The organism is Paenibacillus sp. FSL M7-0134, from assembly GCF_038007865.1.
Classification (GTDB): Bacteria; Bacillota; Bacilli; order Paenibacillales; family Paenibacillaceae; genus Paenibacillus; species Paenibacillus polymyxa_B.
Genome location: NZ_JBBOXV010000002.1, coordinates 2,175,094 through 2,192,293, shown reverse-complemented (window position 1 = coordinate 2,192,293; position 17,200 = coordinate 2,175,094). Strand labels below are relative to the sequence as shown.

The 17,200-nt window shown below is 43.2% G+C and carries 18 protein-coding genes; 4 read left to right on the top strand and 14 right to left on the bottom strand.

The genetic code is table 11. From position 1 onward, the window contains the following. Nucleotides 1–77 precede the first annotated feature (77 nt). Nucleotides 78–275 (bottom strand): DUF3934 family protein, encoded by a 198-nt coding sequence (locus NSQ58_RS25440; RefSeq protein WP_023988500.1) that lies wholly within the window; start codon nucleotides 273–275, stop codon nucleotides 78–80. A 218-nt stretch (nucleotides 276–493) separates the two neighbouring features. Between NSQ58_RS25440 and NSQ58_RS25435 the strand changes: the two genes are divergently transcribed. The 3 genes from NSQ58_RS25435 to NSQ58_RS25425 all read left to right on the top strand — a co-directional run bounded on the left by NSQ58_RS25435 (nucleotide 494) and on the right by NSQ58_RS25425 (nucleotide 3,103). Beyond that, nucleotides 494–994 carry a histidine phosphatase family protein gene (locus NSQ58_RS25435; protein WP_264453811.1) on the top strand — a complete coding sequence of 167 codons (501 nt, stop codon included), beginning with the start codon at nucleotides 494–496 and terminating at the stop codon, nucleotides 992–994. A 44-nt stretch (nucleotides 995–1,038) separates the two neighbouring features. Beyond that, nucleotides 1,039–2,451, top strand: a complete 1,413-nt coding sequence (locus tag NSQ58_RS25430; protein ID WP_053325381.1) for a hypothetical protein — start codon at nucleotides 1,039–1,041, stop codon at nucleotides 2,449–2,451. Between the two features lie 217 nt (nucleotides 2,452–2,668). Further along, nucleotides 2,669–3,103: a VOC family protein gene (locus tag NSQ58_RS25425; RefSeq protein ID WP_279835996.1), complete on the top strand. Its 435-nt coding sequence runs from the start codon at nucleotides 2,669–2,671 to the stop codon at nucleotides 3,101–3,103. A gap of 61 nt (nucleotides 3,104–3,164) precedes the next feature. On the opposite strand, the gene NSQ58_RS25420 is transcribed toward NSQ58_RS25425, so the two are convergent. The 4 genes from NSQ58_RS25420 to NSQ58_RS25405 all read right to left on the bottom strand — a co-directional run bounded on the left by NSQ58_RS25420 (nucleotide 3,165) and on the right by NSQ58_RS25405 (nucleotide 6,793). Continuing rightward, nucleotides 3,165–4,172, bottom strand: a complete 1,008-nt coding sequence (locus NSQ58_RS25420) for a FecCD family ABC transporter permease (RefSeq protein ID WP_023988496.1) — start codon at nucleotides 4,170–4,172, stop codon at nucleotides 3,165–3,167. Continuing rightward, nucleotides 4,169–5,194: a FecCD family ABC transporter permease gene (locus NSQ58_RS25415; RefSeq protein WP_025721067.1), complete on the bottom strand. Its 1,026-nt coding sequence runs from the start codon at nucleotides 5,192–5,194 to the stop codon at nucleotides 4,169–4,171. Before NSQ58_RS25415 ends, NSQ58_RS25420 begins: the two co-directional genes overlap by 4 nt. A 33-nt stretch (nucleotides 5,195–5,227) precedes the next feature. Continuing rightward, nucleotides 5,228–6,211 (bottom strand): ABC transporter substrate-binding protein, encoded by a 984-nt coding sequence (locus NSQ58_RS25410; RefSeq protein ID WP_316243662.1) that lies wholly within the window; start codon nucleotides 6,209–6,211, stop codon nucleotides 5,228–5,230. A 132-nt stretch (nucleotides 6,212–6,343) separates the two neighbouring features. Then, complete coding sequence (locus NSQ58_RS25405) at nucleotides 6,344–6,793, bottom strand: Imm63 family immunity protein (RefSeq protein ID WP_028541366.1); 450 nt, start codon at nucleotides 6,791–6,793, stop codon at nucleotides 6,344–6,346. A gap of 179 nt (nucleotides 6,794–6,972) precedes the next feature. Here NSQ58_RS25405 and NSQ58_RS25400 point away from each other — a divergent pair, with 179 nt between their 5' ends. Next, complete coding sequence (locus NSQ58_RS25400) at nucleotides 6,973–7,404, top strand: hypothetical protein (RefSeq protein WP_028541367.1); 432 nt, start codon at nucleotides 6,973–6,975, stop codon at nucleotides 7,402–7,404. Between the two features lie 51 nt (nucleotides 7,405–7,455). On the opposite strand, the gene NSQ58_RS25395 is transcribed toward NSQ58_RS25400, so the two are convergent. The 9 genes from NSQ58_RS25395 to NSQ58_RS25355 all read right to left on the bottom strand — a co-directional run bounded on the left by NSQ58_RS25395 (nucleotide 7,456) and on the right by NSQ58_RS25355 (nucleotide 17,089). After that, a complete protein-coding gene (locus tag NSQ58_RS25395) occupies nucleotides 7,456–8,376 on the bottom strand; it encodes an aminoglycoside phosphotransferase family protein (RefSeq protein WP_075154170.1) in 921 nt (306 codons plus the stop codon). A gap of 190 nt (nucleotides 8,377–8,566) precedes the next feature. Then, a complete protein-coding gene (locus tag NSQ58_RS25390) occupies nucleotides 8,567–10,588 on the bottom strand; it encodes an NAD(P)/FAD-dependent oxidoreductase (RefSeq protein ID WP_341058426.1) in 2,022 nt (673 codons plus the stop codon). Between the two features lie 279 nt (nucleotides 10,589–10,867). Further along, the gene (locus tag NSQ58_RS25385) at nucleotides 10,868–11,398 is read right to left on the bottom strand and encodes a hypothetical protein (protein ID WP_341058424.1); all 531 of its coding nucleotides are present in this window, start codon (nucleotides 11,396–11,398) and stop codon (nucleotides 10,868–10,870) included. 141 nt (nucleotides 11,399–11,539) lie between these two features. Beyond that, nucleotides 11,540–12,415: an N-carbamoylputrescine amidase gene (gene aguB / locus NSQ58_RS25380; protein ID WP_025721082.1), complete on the bottom strand. Its 876-nt coding sequence runs from the start codon at nucleotides 12,413–12,415 to the stop codon at nucleotides 11,540–11,542. Between the two features lie 29 nt (nucleotides 12,416–12,444). Next, nucleotides 12,445–13,476 carry an agmatine deiminase family protein gene (locus NSQ58_RS25375; RefSeq protein ID WP_023988489.1) on the bottom strand — a complete coding sequence of 344 codons (1,032 nt, stop codon included), beginning with the start codon at nucleotides 13,474–13,476 and terminating at the stop codon, nucleotides 12,445–12,447. A 118-nt stretch (nucleotides 13,477–13,594) separates the two neighbouring features. Continuing rightward, complete coding sequence (gene yfcE / locus NSQ58_RS25370; protein ID WP_076160914.1) at nucleotides 13,595–14,146, bottom strand: phosphodiesterase; 552 nt, start codon at nucleotides 14,144–14,146, stop codon at nucleotides 13,595–13,597. Between the two features lie 154 nt (nucleotides 14,147–14,300). Beyond that, on the bottom strand, nucleotides 14,301–14,888 hold the full coding sequence (locus tag NSQ58_RS25365; RefSeq protein ID WP_023988487.1) for a sugar O-acetyltransferase: 588 nt from the start codon (nucleotides 14,886–14,888) through the stop codon (nucleotides 14,301–14,303). A gap of 99 nt (nucleotides 14,889–14,987) precedes the next feature. Further along, on the bottom strand, nucleotides 14,988–15,368 hold the full coding sequence (locus NSQ58_RS25360) for a VOC family protein (protein ID WP_023988486.1): 381 nt from the start codon (nucleotides 15,366–15,368) through the stop codon (nucleotides 14,988–14,990). 305 nt (nucleotides 15,369–15,673) lie between these two features. Further along, complete coding sequence (locus NSQ58_RS25355) at nucleotides 15,674–17,089, bottom strand: glycoside hydrolase family 1 protein (RefSeq protein WP_071559638.1); 1,416 nt, start codon at nucleotides 17,087–17,089, stop codon at nucleotides 15,674–15,676. Between the last annotated feature and the right edge of the window lie 111 nt (nucleotides 17,090–17,200).

The window sequence follows — 17,200 nt, the reverse complement described above, 5'->3', positions numbered from 1 at the left end:
AAAATAATTAAAAAAACACCTGATTGTTCTTGCTTAATCAGATGTTCGCCGTTTACGACAACTTATACTTTCCCGGCTTATTTGCTACTGCTGCCGCCGCTTTTATTCCTTGTTGGTTTGGCAGTGCCGCCTTTTGTGCCACCTGCCGCTTTGCTTCCCGGTGCGCTTGTAGAAGCGCTTTTTGTCCTTACTGGCTTCGCAGTTTTGTTCCAGCGTGTCCAGCCCTTACTACCTGTACCTCTGCCGGTCCCGCCGCCCTTGCTTTTTCCACCCATATGATCACTCCATTACTAGTCGTTCAGATTTAACTAAGCTATCATACCATTACTTTGATCATAATGCCCATTTGTTTTAAAAAATTGAAGCATAAACTGTGCCAAATAAAGGAGCACATAATCATGTGAAAGCTCACACATGTTATTGTAGGCCGCGAAAAAAGCTTTCTTTTCCCCCACTTAAATGGCTAATTTTCTCTAGAAAAGAAGGATACAGGATGAATAATGACGTAAGGCTGTTTGTGGTTCGTCACGGTATTGGGACTGGTAATGAGCCGGATGCTCCGCTCAGAGTTCCAGAGGGCTTCGAGCAAGCCAAGCAGTTGGCGGATTTTCTACTGCATATGGATGGTTTGCATGTAGACCGTTTGATTTCCAGTCCGTATAAACGAGCTTGGCAGACAGCGGAAATCATTGAAGAACGATTAAACATCAAACTTGATCCACCTGAAGATCGTCTTAGAGAACGAGGGGTGCCCGAAGTTACGGCTGAAGAGTCTGAAAAAATGGTTAACACCCGGGTCACTGCCTTAACGGAAGAATTGCTGGAGAGCGGTCGACACACCTTTCTGTTAGTCACCCATCGCTTGATCATAACACTCCTGCTGCATCATTATGCTCCAGATTTTATTCTGGAGGAAATCACGAATCCGGATCTCTATCTTTTAACTTTTAGTGATGGAAAATGTCAGGCGAAGCATTTGTGGAGTACAGAGTAAACTGTTGTAGTTTAATTCAAAAAAAACTGGGAGGTCATCTAATTATGCAAGGAATGCTCGAAAGAAATCGCATCACCGCTGTTACCAAACCCGACGTATCCAACATGTCTGTTTGTATCGAAAATGTGAAAAAGGCGGTTCTCTCCAATCTTCAGGGGCCGGCAGCCCCTACGGATTATCACCAATTGATGGGAAGACTCCATGCGGCAAAAGCCAAACTACCGAAAATATATCAGGAAACGGTCGCGATTCCGTTTATTAAGGAATTGGACAAGCTTGGGCAACAGGGCTTCACTGAAATTTTGATTCAGGACCCAAGTAGAACTAGAGCTGCCGGACTCATGCTGGATATCGCTCAGAGCATTCTGCAAAACGGAGAAGGCTACAATGCACTTGCGACCGATGCTTTTCAGGAGATTGTGAGTGACCTGTATGACGGTTTTCTTAGCGCAGAAGATCGTGAAGGAATAAAAGAACCGGATCTCAGTATTATTCCAGCACTTGTTAAATGGGGAGAGCCGGAAAATGGCCCGTACACATGGCCCGCTGATGCCACAGCAGTATTTAAAGTGCAAGCAGCGATTGTCAGTCTTCCTCCTGCGCATGCGACAAATGGACTGCTGGCTTGGTCCAGTATCCCGCATGAAGTATGTGGTCATGACATTTTGCATGCTGATCTGGGTCTAATTCAAGAGTTGGCCAATGTCGTTAGAAACAGATTAAACAGCGAAAACATCGGACAAGGACTACCGGACTACTGGGCTTCCCGCATCGATGAAACCGCCTCGGATGTATTGGGTGTCCTTAATCTGGGACCAGCAGCTGCCATTGGCTTAATCGGTTATTTCCGGGGTATGAATGCCGCCTTTTCGGGAAGAGCTCAACTTCGAAATGAAGGACCTACCCGTGATCCACATGCTGCAGATATTTTACGGGGATATTTGGGTGCCTACGCCACTGCACTTTTGGAATTCGACCAAGCTGGAGCATGGGCAGAAGTCATTGAATCGGAAGTCGACAAGGATCTATCAAATATTAAGCTTAACGGCAGAGCCATCGACGCTAATACAGCAAAACGTTCTGCACGAATTGTAGCTGAAGCCATTATGAAGACTAAACTTGCAAGCCTTGAAAATCACAGTCTGGATGAAATCCAAAACTGGAGAAACGAGGATGAGAGCGTCGCCGCACTTTTACGTACCTTGCTGCAAACCACCGGTTCTCTTACCGACGAGCACCGCTCTGGTTTCTACGCCGCGCATGTGGTAGCTGCTGCTGTTACTGAGGGACTTTCCCGGGAAGCGGATCTGCAGGTTATATTTAATCGGATGCTGTCCCTGTTAAAGCTGATGCACGATACCAATCCTGCTTGGGGACCACTTTTCGTACAGCATCCCGGCGATATTTCACGTCATCTGCTCTATCACCCTGCCACTCCAAACCTGATTTCCCTCTAAACAAGCCATAATCAGAACCCGCAAAATAGTTTGCTTAAGGACAAGCAGCCTTTTTGCGGGTTAGTTTAATTCTAATCCCTAAAAAAGACGCTAACATCCCCCTCAACGGCTACACGTTAGAAAGTCCATGAACACTTGGTATTTTTGCTTCTGCACAGGCTAATAATGATAGGTGAGAATTTGCAAGTAAAAAATCAGCCATAAAGGAGTGAAACACATGTCTGTTGATGTTTATCTTAACTTTAATGGAAACTGTCGCGAAGCAGCGGAGTATTACGCAGAGGCATTTGGGACTGAGAAACCACATATCATGACGTTCGGTGAAGCACCACCCAATCCCGATTATCCTCTACCAGAAGAAGCCAAAAATTTGGTCATGCACACGCGGCTTCAAATTGATGGTAGTAATGTCATGTTTTCAGACGTTTTTCCTGGTATGCCTTTCGTAGCCGGAAACAACATCAGCCTCGCCATCGTCAATAAGGACGAAGAGAAAATTCGATCGTACTTTCATAAGTTAAAAGAAGGGGGGACCGTAAACATGGAGCTTCAAGAAACATTCTGGAGCAAATGCTACGGTAGCCTTAAAGATAAGTTTGGAATTGAATGGCAATTGAGTTATGACAATGAAGAATCGCCCAAAGAACAATAAAAAAGACGTTAACCCAGCCATATTTTGCATGGACATGGGTTAGCGTCTTTTCATTATGCATTTAACTGGCTTTCGACAGCAAGTAAAGGAAATAAGGGGTAACCAGTATGGTGATAATAATTCCGGTTGGAATATCAGCTCCAAAACTAATCGTCCGAGTAAGTGTGTCAGCAATCAAAATGACGAGTGCACCAACTAATGCCGTCGTAGGTAGCAATAGCTTATGATTGGGTCCTACTAGCTTGCGTGCTAGATGGGGACTGACCATGCCTACAAAAAAGAAATTTCCGCCAAGTGCCACGCTACCAGAAGCGAGCGCAACGGCAGCAATCGTCAAGCCGATAAACTCTCTTTTAATTGCTACGCCGAGCCCCGATGCTGTCTGATTCCCCAAATTCAACGTATTGAGTGTGTTCGACCTGTAAAAAACGTAAAAGCAAATGATAAGCACCCACGGGAGCAGCACCATAATATAGCTCCAGTCGTCCCCCCACAGGTCTCCAGCCTGCCATCTCAGAGCAAAGTCATACTGTTGCTTGTCTAGCCGGAGTGTCAACATCAGAGATAATGCGCTGTAGCCACTGCCCATAGCGACACCGGTTAAAATTAAGCCTGTAGGCGAGATGTCTCTTCCCCGCCTGAAAGCAAACATAAAAATCAAAAATGCTGCCGTAAGGCCGCCTGCAAAAGCCAGTCCTGGAAGAAGAATAGGCGATAGCAATCCTTCACTAGCGAACAACGTAATATACATAAGTACAAATAACCCTGAGCCTGAGCTGATGCCGAGCGTCCCCGGGCTGGCCATGTCGTTTTTGAGCAAGCTTTGCATAATACAGCCTGATATCCCCATGCCAATACCTACCAATATAGAAAGCACAATACGTGGCAGTCGAAAGTCAAACACGATCAGGTTCTGTTTGCTCGTTCCTTCGCCAATGATGACCTTGAAAACTTCGAGTGGAGAAAGGTTCATTTTCCCAACATTCATACTGAGTACAGCCACTAGCAGCGTCAGCACTACTAACAGTAAAATAATGCTAATCCCCCTGGTATTACGGGACAGTTTCAACTAAACTCCCTCCTCTGCTTGCGCACAAGGTAGAGAAAATAGGGTACGCCCACCAAGGCAAAAATAATGCCAAGAGGTGTTTCGTGAGGGCGATTGATCAGTCGTCCGAGTAAATCTGCCGCCAACAGAAAGACTGCTCCATACAAAGCTGAGGCCGGGATAATATACCGATAATCCGTTCCGACCAGATGGCGCATAATGTGTGGCACGATCAAACCAACGAAGCCAACAGGGCCGACCACAATAACCGATAACCCTGTTAAAATTAATACAATTAAGGTTGAAAACAGCTTAATCCTATTCGCACGAATACCCAAGCCTGATGCCACATCCTCCCCGAAGCTCAAAATCGTAATCGAGGGAGAAAGCGCGATGGCACAGACCAAACCCACTACAAACAGTGGCGCAATAAAAGCTAATTCGCCCCACTTGGCACTGGCTGTACCACCAGCAGACCAGTAATCAAGGGCTTGGCCAATCTCATACTTAATAGCGATAAACGTACTAAACGCACCAAAAAGCATGGAGATGGACATTCCTGCTAACACCAGTCGCTGAGGCGTCATTCCTCGCTTGCCTATAGATGCGATGTAATACGTAATGCCTGTAGTGATTGCTGCACCTAGGCAAGAATACAGCATGGTTTCTCCGTAAGTGCGACCAGGCAAAAAGGCCATACATAACGCAATAGCAAATGTCGAGCCTGAACTTATGCCAATGAGTCCCGAATCCGCTAGTGGATTACGAGTGGTTCCCTGCATAATTGCCCCACACACAGCCAAGCTGCACCCTACTATGATATCTGCCACGGTACGTGGAAAACGCAAGGTGTGAATAATCTGATGTTCCGTAATGTTGGGATCAAACTGAAATATAGCCCCCCACGCCAGCTTCAAGCTCATTTCCGCAGCACCAAAGGTAATAGATGCTGCGGTAACCACCAGGAGCAGGAACACGCCCATGATCATATAGCCTATAAAATGAAATATTCCTTTTTTATTTGGTTCTTTGTGAGTAGACATCGATTACACCCTTAGTTGGTCAATTATGCAACGTTACTTAGTCTGTTCCAGCAATTTGCTAATAATATAATCTAGCTGCCCCGTCATACTAGCAACGTCCGAATAATAGAACAGTCCTGCATATTCCGCTGGAATTTCGATGATATGTCCGTTTTTAACGGCTGGAATACTGCTCCAGATTTTTGTCTTCGCATATTCGGATTCCTTGCCTTCCTGCTTAAACCAAAGGACATAATCTCCAAAGTATTCAGCAGCTACCTCGTAGGATAAAGAACCTCGACGCTCTCCGGAGCTTTTAACCAATGTGTTGAGCTTTTCCGGTTTGTGAAGTCCAAGATAATTGTAAAGCAACGTTCCTCCACGTGAGCCTGTTTCATAATAAATTCCATAGGAGCCACTGCCCCAGTCCTCGAAAATGCTAAACGTTTTGTCCTTGAATATGTCGGAATTTAGTTTTTCTTTGGCCTGACTCAGCTTGCTTTCAAACAGTGAAATCACTTTGTCTGCTTCTGCTTCATGTCCTGTGGCCTGACCAAGAAATTTCAAACGTTCTAGGGAGGTCATTTTATCCTCAGGTATCACAAGAACAGGCGCAATTTTAGAGAGCTTATCATAATCCTTTGTATCATATGTAATGATGAGATCAGGATCATACTTCATAATTTCCTCAGTTTCCCACTTTTCGATATTGGGGATGTCGTTAAACTTATCGTAAAAAGGCATCGTTTCTTGTTTCCACCCCATGACTGCGGCCGGCTTAATCCCTAGTGTAAATACATCGCCAACATACCAGTTCACTACTACCCGTTGAGGATTAGCGGGCACCTTCACATCTCCTTTTACCGTAGAGACTGTACGCGTATCAGAATCACTGCTTACCTCTTCCTTCGTGGGCGACGCGGGTTTAGCAGATGAATCAGAGGAACTGCCAGCATTCCCACAACCTGAAATAACAAAAATCACTACGAATAGTGCACATAAAATCATGTGAAATTTCTTGTTCATCATACGATGCATGTTGTAAATCTCCTTTGAAATATAGTAAGTGCAAAACATACTTAAAATTAGTGATATTGATAATCATTATCACTAATATAAAATTGTAAATTTTATATTAGTGATTGTCAACTGTTTCTTTATTTTTTTGTTTTACTTTAATGGGTTCTCCAGTGCTCCCCTTCTATTCGCTTCATGCCATTCCTGATAGATTCCTCCAATTTCATAAAATGCTTTGTTCATTGCAGTTGTCAGCTCCTTCGTGATTTCCTTGGTATATTTTAAATGAGTATTTATGTTATCCACTTTATATTTGCGAAGCAAATTTAGATGAGCAATGATGTGAATTGTATCTTCGATGATCCAATAAATCACATCCTCTTCCTCTTTCGTAAGCTTGTTCAGCATCTGTATGCCTCTTTCATACATCTGGAGCGTATAACCCCGCTTGCCCACTTGCACATACGGGCTCAGATCATCATAAAAATCCGTACGGAAAGGTCGTCTTACATATTGCTCATACTGGTCTTCATATATTGAAGTTTGTTCAAGCTGTTTAATAGTCATATCTATGAGTTCTTGTTCGCTATATATTTTTTTCATCAGATTTTCCCTTCCCTTTCTCTACTAAATAAATTCAAGTCATAATCATGTTAGATCACAAGTGATGCAATAAGAAGTCAAATTCTTTTTTTACCAACCATTAACAATTCTGTTTGATGCAAACGATAATTAGAATAGAGGGAATTTCCTCAATATATCCAACTGAAGGAGACAGGCGAATGAATAGAGTATGGACGAAAGCATCAGCTATTCTATTGGTAGTGGTATCCTTAATATTCAACGGAACGTACGCACTCGCAGCTTCGGCAACATCAACGTATATCGTTACGTTTCAACAAGCAACCTTGGTATCCAACGATCACGTAGGCAACGAATGGGCCATTGCTGCCCAGGTGGCAGATCAATCCATTAGTGAAGGTAACAGCGTGAAGGTGAAGGTCAAATCGAATGGTAGCATAAAGCTGTATGCGTACGCTGAGGAACAAGACAAAATTCCTGATGAAGGCGAAGCCACCAAGAATGTAAAGGTCTCCTCGGTTTCTGCTAAAGGTTCTACCGTTAAGTTAAGAGTGACGGTTACTGAAAACCGTGGACGTTATTCAGGTCATCAAGCCGTTTGGGAATTTACGTACAAGATTAAGAAACAATAATAGAATGCTAAAAAAAAGACCGTCACTCCCCAGGAGCGGCGGTCTTCGCTTTTACAAGTCGCTGTAACTGGGCACGTACCATTTCGGTATATAGGTTTGAAAGTAATTATACGCCTCCAAAACCTCTTCAGCTCGTTGCACCATATCGTCTACCTCTTCTTTGCCAAATGGAATGGCCCAGTGAATCGATGAAAGCTGATTGCTTGCAATATACAGAGCCATTAATCTAAAAAATAAATCAGGTACATGGTTATTAAAATAACTGTGGATACGGCCCGAAGCGAATAAAGGACTTAATGCTGCACACCAGGTAATTCTATTGAATTCCTCCCAAGGATCACCATAATCCATTCTATTAAAATCAATGATACCCAGTTCACCAGATGGGTTAACCACCATATTGCCTACATGATAATCCCCATGCTGAAAAGTCTGGGGACGATTTTCTAATAGATGGCGGTTTTTCTCAATAAAGCTTATGGCTTGATCTGCTCCCTTTAGGGGAATACCGCATGACTTATAGTTTGTAATATATCTGTTGATTTTGGCATTATAATGTTCAGCCCATGGGACTCGATCTTGCTCCGCATGAATCTCATGCATTTTTTTTAGTGCATCTCCTGCCTGAACTCCGAGTTGATACTGTTGTGCTGCGGTTAACGTGAGGATAATCTCTTCAGCATCTTTCCCTTCGATCCAGGTGAACAGAGAATACACAGATTGACCATCATGACAAATCCCAAATTCAAGCGGCCGGGACATGAACAGATTCTCCACGTGATTCAACTTTGTTACAGCTTCAAACTCGCGTTTCTTTTTATCATAATGAACCATATCCGACATTCTTAGCAGCAAGTCCCTACCGTCAGTGGTTTGAATATAATATTTTTTGTCACTAGACCAGCCTTTATGAATCTCTTCCACGCTGCTCCACATGCTGGCACCCGGTATTTCACTAAAGAGTCGATTCACGCTCATCCCCCCACGTTAAGATAGCCTTACTTACTATATTTGCTTTCCATAGTTTACCTTTGAAATGACAGAGGAATCAATCTTCTTCCAGGAAAAACTCAAATAAAAAAGGCTGAAAAGACAAGTCGTCTCTTCAACCTCAATATTCACTGGGTTGCCATCGTGAACACCCATCACTTGTATTGTCAAATTAGTAAGAATAAGAAAACTCATGTTTAAATTCGTCTACCCGTTGAATGGTTTTCAAAATATTGCGACCTTCACGTGTGCCATCAATAATACGACGAGCTTGTTTACTATCCCCGATATTAATAACTTCTACTTGATGTTCTTTACCATATTCGAGCAAGCTGTCCATCAGCGGACTGTACGAACGCATACCCAAGCATACGAATCCAAGATCAAAAGGAATCTCAAACTCCTGTTCTCCATGCTTTACTTTGAAGCGGTCGCTGCACACTTCTGTCAAAGCTGTTTCCGTATGGACGTTCACTTCCCGCTCCTCTACCATTTTCATCATAGAAATGCGAGTAATCATATCCAGGTCTTTACCCAGTAGCGGCATCATCTCAATGATGGAAACCTCTTGTGCCCCACGCTCTGCGTAATATTCGACAACATCCAGTCCCACAGCTCCGCCACCAACTACAGCAATGCGTTTACCTTCAAACTCCTGGAATTTCTCCATGTTGTGCAAAAGATCAAAGATAGAGAACACTTTTGTGCCCGGTTTGCCCAGTTGCTCATGTAAACCTGCAATTGGCGGAAGAAGTGGTGTGGCCCCCGTCGCATTGACAATAATATCAGGATTCAGGGCACTAATCATCGCCAAATCGGCTCGGGTCCCTGTTACAATGTTCAGATTGGTTAACTGTTTGGTGCGTTGAATCAGATAATCAGGGAAATCATTGATACGTGTTTTGTCCGGCAAGCGGGCAATATCACGAGCCAAGCCGCCCAACTCTAGTTTCTCCTCAAAGAGGGTTACTTTGCAGCCTACTTCAGCTGCCGTACATGCTGCTTCCATGCCAGCAGTGCCCCCACCAATAACAACAACCTGAACATTATTTTTAACACGTTGTTTCCGGTATTCAGCTTCCTTGAACAGATCCGGATTTACCGTACAGCAAATCGGTTTACTTTTGGAGATACGATGATCGGCACAACCAATGTTGCAAGAGATACATTTTCTAAGCAAATGTTCGTAGCCGTTTTGCACTTTAAGCACCCAGTTCGGTTCTGCAATCAACCCTCTACCCATAGCCAGCAGATCAGCGTCACCTCTCTCCAAAATATCCTGCGCAGCCTGTGGGCTCCGAATATTACCTGAGGTCATCGTGACCTTCCCGAATTTTTCTTTTACCGCTTTAGCCATATATGAGCGCCAACCATCCGGCAGGTTCATCCCGTCAATCTGGAACTGGATCGAATCATTCAGAGCAGCAGAAACGTTCAGAATATCTACCTCATCATTAAGATACTCCAATAACTCGAGTGTGTCTTCCAGTGTGTTCCCACCTTCTGTGAACTCTTCCGCGCTAAAACGTAAGCAAATAGGGAAAAATGGGCCGACCACTGAACGAATTTCATCAATGACTAATCTGGCAAAACGAGTACGGTTTTCTGCGCTTCCGCCAAATTCATCCGTGCGTTTATTATACATCGGTGAAAGAAACTGACTCAGCAAGTAGGAGTGTCCCGCATGAATTTCAACACAGTCAAATCCTGCTCGTTGCGCTCTTCCCGCTGCTTCTCCGTATTTGCGCACAATGGCGTAAATTTCTTCTTTTTGCAGAGGTCTTGGAATAGCTCCGCCCTTTTTAGAAGGAATATTCGAAGAAGATACAGGCTGAACTCCGTTCAGTCGTCCCGCATAAGCCGAAGCACCCGCATGGTTAATTTGTACAGAAACACAGGCTCCATAAGAGTGCAGGGCTTCTGTTAATCTAAACAGTCCGGGAATAAACTGGTCGTTATCCATACGCAACTGGGTTGTTCCGTTTGTACCCATCGGGAAATCCAGACAAACATTTTCTACTGTTATCAAGCCGGTACCACCTTTGGCCCGTTGCACGTAATAGTCAATATGATCCTGAACAAAGCTTCCGTCCATGGCAGCAAAGTTAGTTCCCATCGGGGGCATAACAATCCGATTTTTCAAGGTCATGCGTCGTATGGTTAGAGGTTCAAAGATAGCAGGATAGTGGTTCATTGTTCTTCCTCCTTGCGAGTTTACAAATTTCATGTTCAAGCTTCCATTAAAGCATTCTTATATGTGATTTTTTTCACTTTTGGGAATATCGAGATGTTATTGAGTACGATCATTCCTTATGACTTGATTTTATATCATCTAATCCATAAATTCTAATGCTATTTTATGTATCAAATCATAGTTTCAGTCTATAGATTAACTGGATTTAGACATAAAAAGGAACAATCCTATGAGAAATGTTCCTTTAGTGTGAAAAATCATGCTTATATTCCGGACCATCTACCGATCCGTTCTTTTGAAACCGTTGGGTACACGCTCCAAAATCCCTTCCCTAACATATTTGTCCAGCAGCCCACACATTGCGGCATATCCATTTTTTCTGAATAAAGGTACGTAGGCGTTGGCTTTAGGAGAGGTGTTCAGATATTTAAGAAAAAATCCTTCGTCGATCACCTGGGTATCGTAAATATAAGCCTCAATAGATGTATGCCGTTCTGGGTGATGCTCCCCAATATTCATAAACAGACAATGATCACCATGCAAATCAGCTGACCATATTCCATCAATAATCAAGCCTGTTTCTTCCTGTTTCAGCCATTCAAACTGAGTTGGGAACGGATCATACTCAGAAGGTCTGATTTGGTGGGTTTCGATAGCCATTCGTTCACATAAACGCTGAGCAGATAATGTGTATTTGTCCCACAATCCCAGAATAGCCATATCTCTTTCATGCGAGTATTCCCACTCTGGATCTTCTTCTGTCGAAGTTGTGAACTGTGCGAGCGATTGGTCTATACCCTTACGCCTCATTTCTATTTTCCTTCCTCCTATCCATCACTAGAAGTATTCCATTCAGAAACCAAAAATCCCCTGCCCGAAAAGCCGGATGAGTCCAAAGAAAGGAAACACCTCAGCTTGACGTCAAGGGAGACTTGTCTATCCGTATAAAGATTATACTTTTAGATCACCATCATAGGTGGCAATCATATTGTACAGTTCAGGACGACGGTCACGGAAAATGCCCCATTCAATCCGTCCTACTTCCAGCTCATCCAGGTCAAATTCAGCAGTAAGCACTTCCTCATCGGTACGACCCGCTTCTGCGATCTTGTTACCTTGATGCCCGGCAATAAAGGATGAACCGTAGAATGTAATACTGGAGTCCTCGTCTGTTTCAGTTCCGATCCGATTGGAAGCAATGACTGGGATCAGATTGGAAGCAGCATGACCCAGCATGCAAGTCTGCCAGTGATCTTTGGAATCAATGGCAGAATCCTGCGGTTCCGAGCCAATAGCTGTCGGATAGAACAAAAGTTCTGCGCCCATAAGCGCCATACAGCGGGCCGCCTCAGGGTACCATTGATCCCAGCACACGCCTACCCCAATTTTGGCATAACGTGTATTCCATACTTTAAAACCGGTATCGCCCGGATTAAAATAAAATTTTTCCTCATACCCAGGACCGTCCGGAATATGGCTTTTGCGGTATTTACCCAACACTTCACCGTCTGCGTCAATGACAGCAAGACTGTTGTAGCGCGCGTAGTTTTTCTTTTCATAAAAACTGATGGGCAGTACAACCTGTAATTCTTTGGCGATCTTCTTAAAATGGTTAACCGCCTTGTTGTGCTCCAGCTCAGTTGCATATGAATAATAATCAGACTTTTCCTTCTGACAGAAATATGGAGTCTCGAACAACTCCTGCAGCAAAATAATTTGTGCGCCCTGCGCAGCCGCTTCACGTACTAGCTTCTCTGCTTTGCTTATATTTTCTTCGATATTGGTAGAGCAGCTCATTTGAGTCGCTGCCACTTTTACTTTTCTCACTTTAGTCCTCCTTTTAGATGTTGTATCGTTCAACGCTTTAAAGCAGGCATCTGCTGGGTCGTACAGTGTACGTTACCGCCTTCACGGATGACCGCCATACCGTCTACAGTCCGAATGGTGCGATCTGGAAATACATTTGCCAGCACTTGCTCAGCTGCAAGATCGCTCTCAGCGGCAGTGCCGCCAAACACTGGCAAAATGATACCGCCATTCACAAAGTAGAAGTTAATATAGCTCAGTGTCAATCGGCTGTCTTCATAATCCACACGCGGCGGCTGACCGATCCGAATCACTTCCAGCTTACGGCCTTGGGCATCCGTTGCTTGCTCCAGAATACGCAGATTTTCCTGCGTGATTTCGTAATTTTCATCCTCAGGATCATCACATACTTGCATAATGACCTTGCCAGGAGCTGCAAAGCAAGCAATATTGTCCACATGGCCATCTGTTTCGTCGCCACTAAGACCACGTTTTAGCCAAATTATTTTCTCTACACCTGTATACTCACATACATACCGTTCAATTTCTTCTCTGCTTAATTCCGGATTTCGGTTGGAATTGAGCAAACACTCTTCGGTTGTAATCAGTGTGCCTTCGCCATCTACGTGCAGTGAGCCGCCTTCCATCACAAGCGGTGCATCAAACCGTGGAACTCCAAGTTTGTCCAAAATTCGCGACGCAACCTGATCATCCAGGTCCCATGGAGCGTATTTACCACCCCAGGCGTTAAACTTCCAGTTTACACCTGCCAGCTGACCATGCTCGTCTGTGAGAAAAGTAGGGCCATTGTCACGCAGCCACGCATCGCTGTGTTCAATCGGCAGCAGTTCTACACGTTCCCCAAGTTCAAGCGCCTTAACGCTCTCCAGATCATCCGGATTTACGACCACAGTAACTGGTTCAAATTCCGCCATGGCGCGTACAATTCCGGCATAGCCCTTGCATACATCAGCATGCATATTCGGGTAAACCATTGAAGATTTTACAGGCCAAGAAATATACGTGCGTTCATGTGGCGCCCATTCAGGCGGCATCTTATAATGTGAATCCTTAATTTGCATGTAATGAAGCTCTCTTTCTTTTTCATAATGTAGACTCCGCTCCTATCATACAATAATATGATCTTTGTCTCAATCGAAGCGGAAAAGTTTTAATAATTTACAATCACATTTGAGTAAATTACTTTGAAAACGTGATTGCTTTCACCGTATTCCCATCAAAATCCTTCACAGTGAAATGTGCTCCCTCCAGCACACCGTAAGAGGATGGATAGTTATCTTTTGGCAGCGAGATCGAACCGGGGTTCAGTATAAAGACCCCCTTTTCCACATCCGCTACCGGAATATGAGTATGTCCCTGGATGAACACATCTCCCGCTTCCAGTGGTGGTAAATTTCCGATACTAAAGCCATGTCCGTGCGTGACATAGATTCTCCGTCCTTCATGATACAGCCAAGCATAATCACCCATCATAGGAAACTCAAGTAGCATCTGATCCACCTCTGCATCGCAATTCCCGCGCACAGAAACCGCAATGTGGGACTTGTACTTATTCAGCAGAGCGGCCACTTCTGCCGGATTATACCCTTCTGGTAACGGATTACGTGGTCCGTGGTACATATAATCTCCGAGCAAGACAAGACGATCGGCTTTCTCCTCCCTGAACTTTTCCAGTGCCAATTGCAACCAGTGCAGCGAGCCGTGAATATCTGAAATAAACATCAATTTCATGATTGTTCTTTCCTTTCTGAATAGGCTAAAAAACATTCCACTTAAGTACATTATTGCATTATTCCCTGAACAAATCTGTGCAAAAATTTTCTCTCGTTTGATAATACTCTTTTAAGAAAATAAACTACAGCTCCGAGTGAGCTGTAGTTTATTATTAGTTCCTTTTGTACTTGGTCTTATCATCTTCGGTGATTTTACGGATTACCGTGCAAGGGTTTCCAGCAGCAATCACACCAGAAGGGATATCTTTGGTAACAACACTTCCTGCACCGATAATGGAGTTATCGCCTATAGTAACACCAGGCAGAACGCTGACATTACCACCGATCCACACATTATTGCCGACTGTAATTGGAAATGCAATCTCCAATCCCTCATTACGTTGTTCTACATCAAGAGCATGACCCGCAGTATAAAATCCGCAGTTAGGAGCAACAAACACATGATCACCAAAAACGATTTTTGCCCCATCAAGCAAAACTAGATTATGGTTACTATAGAAATTTTCACCGATTTCAATGTTATAGCCATAATCACATACGAAAGGTTGCTCAATCAAGAATCTATCAGTTGTTTTCCCAAGTAAAGTTTTGATGAGTGTTTCTCGTTCTTCGATATTTCTAGGATGGAGCTGATTATATTCGTGGCAGAGAACTTTAGCGTGTAAACGTTCTTCAATTAACTCTTCATCATAATTAGCATTGTATAGGAGTCCTAGTTGTGATCTTTCTTTTTCTGTCATGTCCATCCTCGCTTTGCTTATTTAGATACAGAATTCAGATTTCTTTTAAAGCTTCATTGTAGGATTCCACATGCTCACTCTTCAGAACTGGAAAGCTACTCACATTGAAATTTCCACCAAATTACCTTCTGGATCTTTAATTACGCTTTCATAATAGCCGTCACCTGTCAATCTTGGCTGACCCACAACTTCATATCCTGCATGCATGAGCTGCTCTGTCTTTTCATTCACCCGTGCTTTACTTCCAACGGAAAATGCCACATGAGCCCAGCCCGTAATATTTATCTGTGGTGAATGATCTACTCCCGTTTTACGCATTACCTCTAACCTTGCTCCATCCTCAAAGGTGATAAAATAGGACTCAAATCCTTTTGTAGCGTTATAATATTTATCGTTAGATTTTCCATCAAAATATTGCTCGTAAAAGCTTTTCATCTTTTCTAAGTCTCTCACCCAGATCGCTACATGCTCAATCTTCATTATTTTCCTCCTTCTGCAGCCCTCATCATTAATTTATACTGGACTCAATTTTTAACATCGTTATTATTAACGTTTTAATAAGTCTCAATATATCTCAGTAATTAATTTTTGTCCAATCTATTTATCATCAATTACCAATAAATAACGCTTACGAATCATTCATGAAAGCTCTTTCGTCCTCAGCTTGTAACCCGGTTGCTAATACCCCTAAAAAATTAGCGACCGCTTCGTAAAAGAGAAGAAGCGGTCGCTATCTATAAGCCTTCATTGTAAATTTAATACTTAATCACTGGTTTATTTATAAATTAACGTTTCAAGCTTTCACCGTTCGTAGCAATAACTTCTTTGTACCAATGGAACGATTTCTTCGGATATCTTTCAAGTGTACCGCTGCCATCATCATGACGGTCTACGTAAATGTAGCCATAACGTTTTTTAAGCTGAGCGGTCGATGCGCTGACAAGGTCAATACATCCCCAAGACGTGTAGCCCAAAACCTCTACTCCGTCCTCAATAGCTTCTCCAACTTGAACCAAATGATCATTCAGGTAGTTGATCCGGTAGTCATCTTCAACCGTTTTTTCGCCTTTTTCATTCGTGATCAGTTCATCAACGGCGCCCAGGCCATTTTCAACGATGAACAGTGGTTTTTGGAAGCGATCATAGAACGTATTCAGGACATAACGCAGACCTTGCGGATCAATTTGCCAGCCCCACTCACTTGCCTCGAGATGCGGATTGCTGACACCACCAAGGATGTTACCTTTACCTTTGACTTTTTTAGCTTCGTCAGCTGTCTCACAAGTACTCATATAATAGCTGAACGAGATAAAATCAACGGTATGCTTCAAATCTTCGGCATCACCTGGTTCAAAGTGAATAGAAATTCCGTTTTCTTTAAAGAAACGTTTCATGTAACCTGGGTATTGACCTCTTGCGTGAATATCGGCAAATGCCATGTTTCTGTGATCAAATTCCATCGCAGCAATCACATCGTCCGGATTAGGTGTCAGCGGATAAGTAGGCATGCTCAGCACCATACAGCCAATTTTGAAATCAGGGTTGATCTGATGACCGATTTTTACTGCTCTTGCACTCGCTACAAGCTCATGGTGAATAGCTTGATAAAGATCTTGTTCACTAAGTTGATCTTTTGGTGTGCTAATTCCTCCACTCATGAATGGTGCTTCAAGAATGGAGTTGATTTCATTGAAAGTCAACCAGTATTTAACTTTATCTTTGTAGCGATTAAATACAGTTGTAGCATAGCGCTCATAAAAATCAACAAGCTTACGGTTTACCCAACCATCGTATTCTCTGGACAAATGTAAAGGTGTTTCATAGTGAGATAATGTAACGAGTGGCTCAATTCCATATTTGTGAAGTTCATCAAACAAATCATCATAAAATTGCAAGCCTTTTTCGTTAGGCTCCAGTTCGTCACCTTTAGGGAAAATACGTGACCATGCGATAGAAGTACGGAATACTTTGAAGCCCATTTCTGCAAAAAGTTTGATATCTTCTTTATAATGATGATAAAAATCAATACCGATCAACTTCATGTTATCTTCTGTTGGTACATCCGTAACGGGCCCCCAGCCACCACGAGGAGTTACATCCTGAATGGACCAGCCTTTTCCATCTTCTTGATAAGCGCCTTCGAGCTGATTAGCAGCAACTGCTCCGCCCCACAGGAAATCTTTTGGAAACTGTGTACTCATATTTTCTCCGCCTTTGCTGATGTTTTTCATTAACTAGGATAGAAATACGTTACCTCTATGCTAATGTGTTATAAAGTACTTCTAACTGAATCTTAAGGTTTGTAACGCGTT

Coding starts and splice junctions, on each gene's coding strand:
- NSQ58_RS25440 (WP_023988500.1), bottom strand. CDS start 275: ATGGGTGGAAAAAGCAAGGGCGGCGGGACCGGCAGAGGTACAGGTAGT.
- NSQ58_RS25435 (WP_264453811.1), top strand. CDS start 494: ATGAATAATGACGTAAGGCTGTTTGTGGTTCGTCACGGTATTGGGACT.
- NSQ58_RS25430 (WP_053325381.1), top strand. CDS start 1,039: ATGCAAGGAATGCTCGAAAGAAATCGCATCACCGCTGTTACCAAACCC.
- NSQ58_RS25425 (WP_279835996.1), top strand. CDS start 2,669: ATGTCTGTTGATGTTTATCTTAACTTTAATGGAAACTGTCGCGAAGCA.
- NSQ58_RS25415 (WP_025721067.1), bottom strand. CDS start 5,194: ATGTCTACTCACAAAGAACCAAATAAAAAAGGAATATTTCATTTTATA.
- NSQ58_RS25410 (WP_316243662.1), bottom strand. CDS start 6,211: ATGCATCGTATGATGAACAAGAAATTTCACATGATTTTATGTGCACTA.
- NSQ58_RS25405 (WP_028541366.1), bottom strand. CDS start 6,793: ATGAAAAAAATATATAGCGAACAAGAACTCATAGATATGACTATTAAA.
- NSQ58_RS25400 (WP_028541367.1), top strand. CDS start 6,973: ATGAATAGAGTATGGACGAAAGCATCAGCTATTCTATTGGTAGTGGTA.
- NSQ58_RS25390 (WP_341058426.1), bottom strand. CDS start 10,588: ATGAACCACTATCCTGCTATCTTTGAACCTCTAACCATACGACGCATG.
- NSQ58_RS25385 (WP_341058424.1), bottom strand. CDS start 11,398: ATGAGGCGTAAGGGTATAGACCAATCGCTCGCACAGTTCACAACTTCG.
- NSQ58_RS25375 (WP_023988489.1), bottom strand. CDS start 13,476: ATGCAAATTAAGGATTCACATTATAAGATGCCGCCTGAATGGGCGCCA.
- yfcE (WP_076160914.1), bottom strand. CDS start 14,146: ATGAAATTGATGTTTATTTCAGATATTCACGGCTCGCTGCACTGGTTG.
- NSQ58_RS25365 (WP_023988487.1), bottom strand. CDS start 14,888: ATGACAGAAAAAGAAAGATCACAACTAGGACTCCTATACAATGCTAAT.
- NSQ58_RS25360 (WP_023988486.1), bottom strand. CDS start 15,368: ATGAAGATTGAGCATGTAGCGATCTGGGTGAGAGACTTAGAAAAGATG.
- NSQ58_RS25355 (WP_071559638.1), bottom strand. CDS start 17,089: ATGAGTACACAGTTTCCAAAAGATTTCCTGTGGGGCGGAGCAGTTGCT.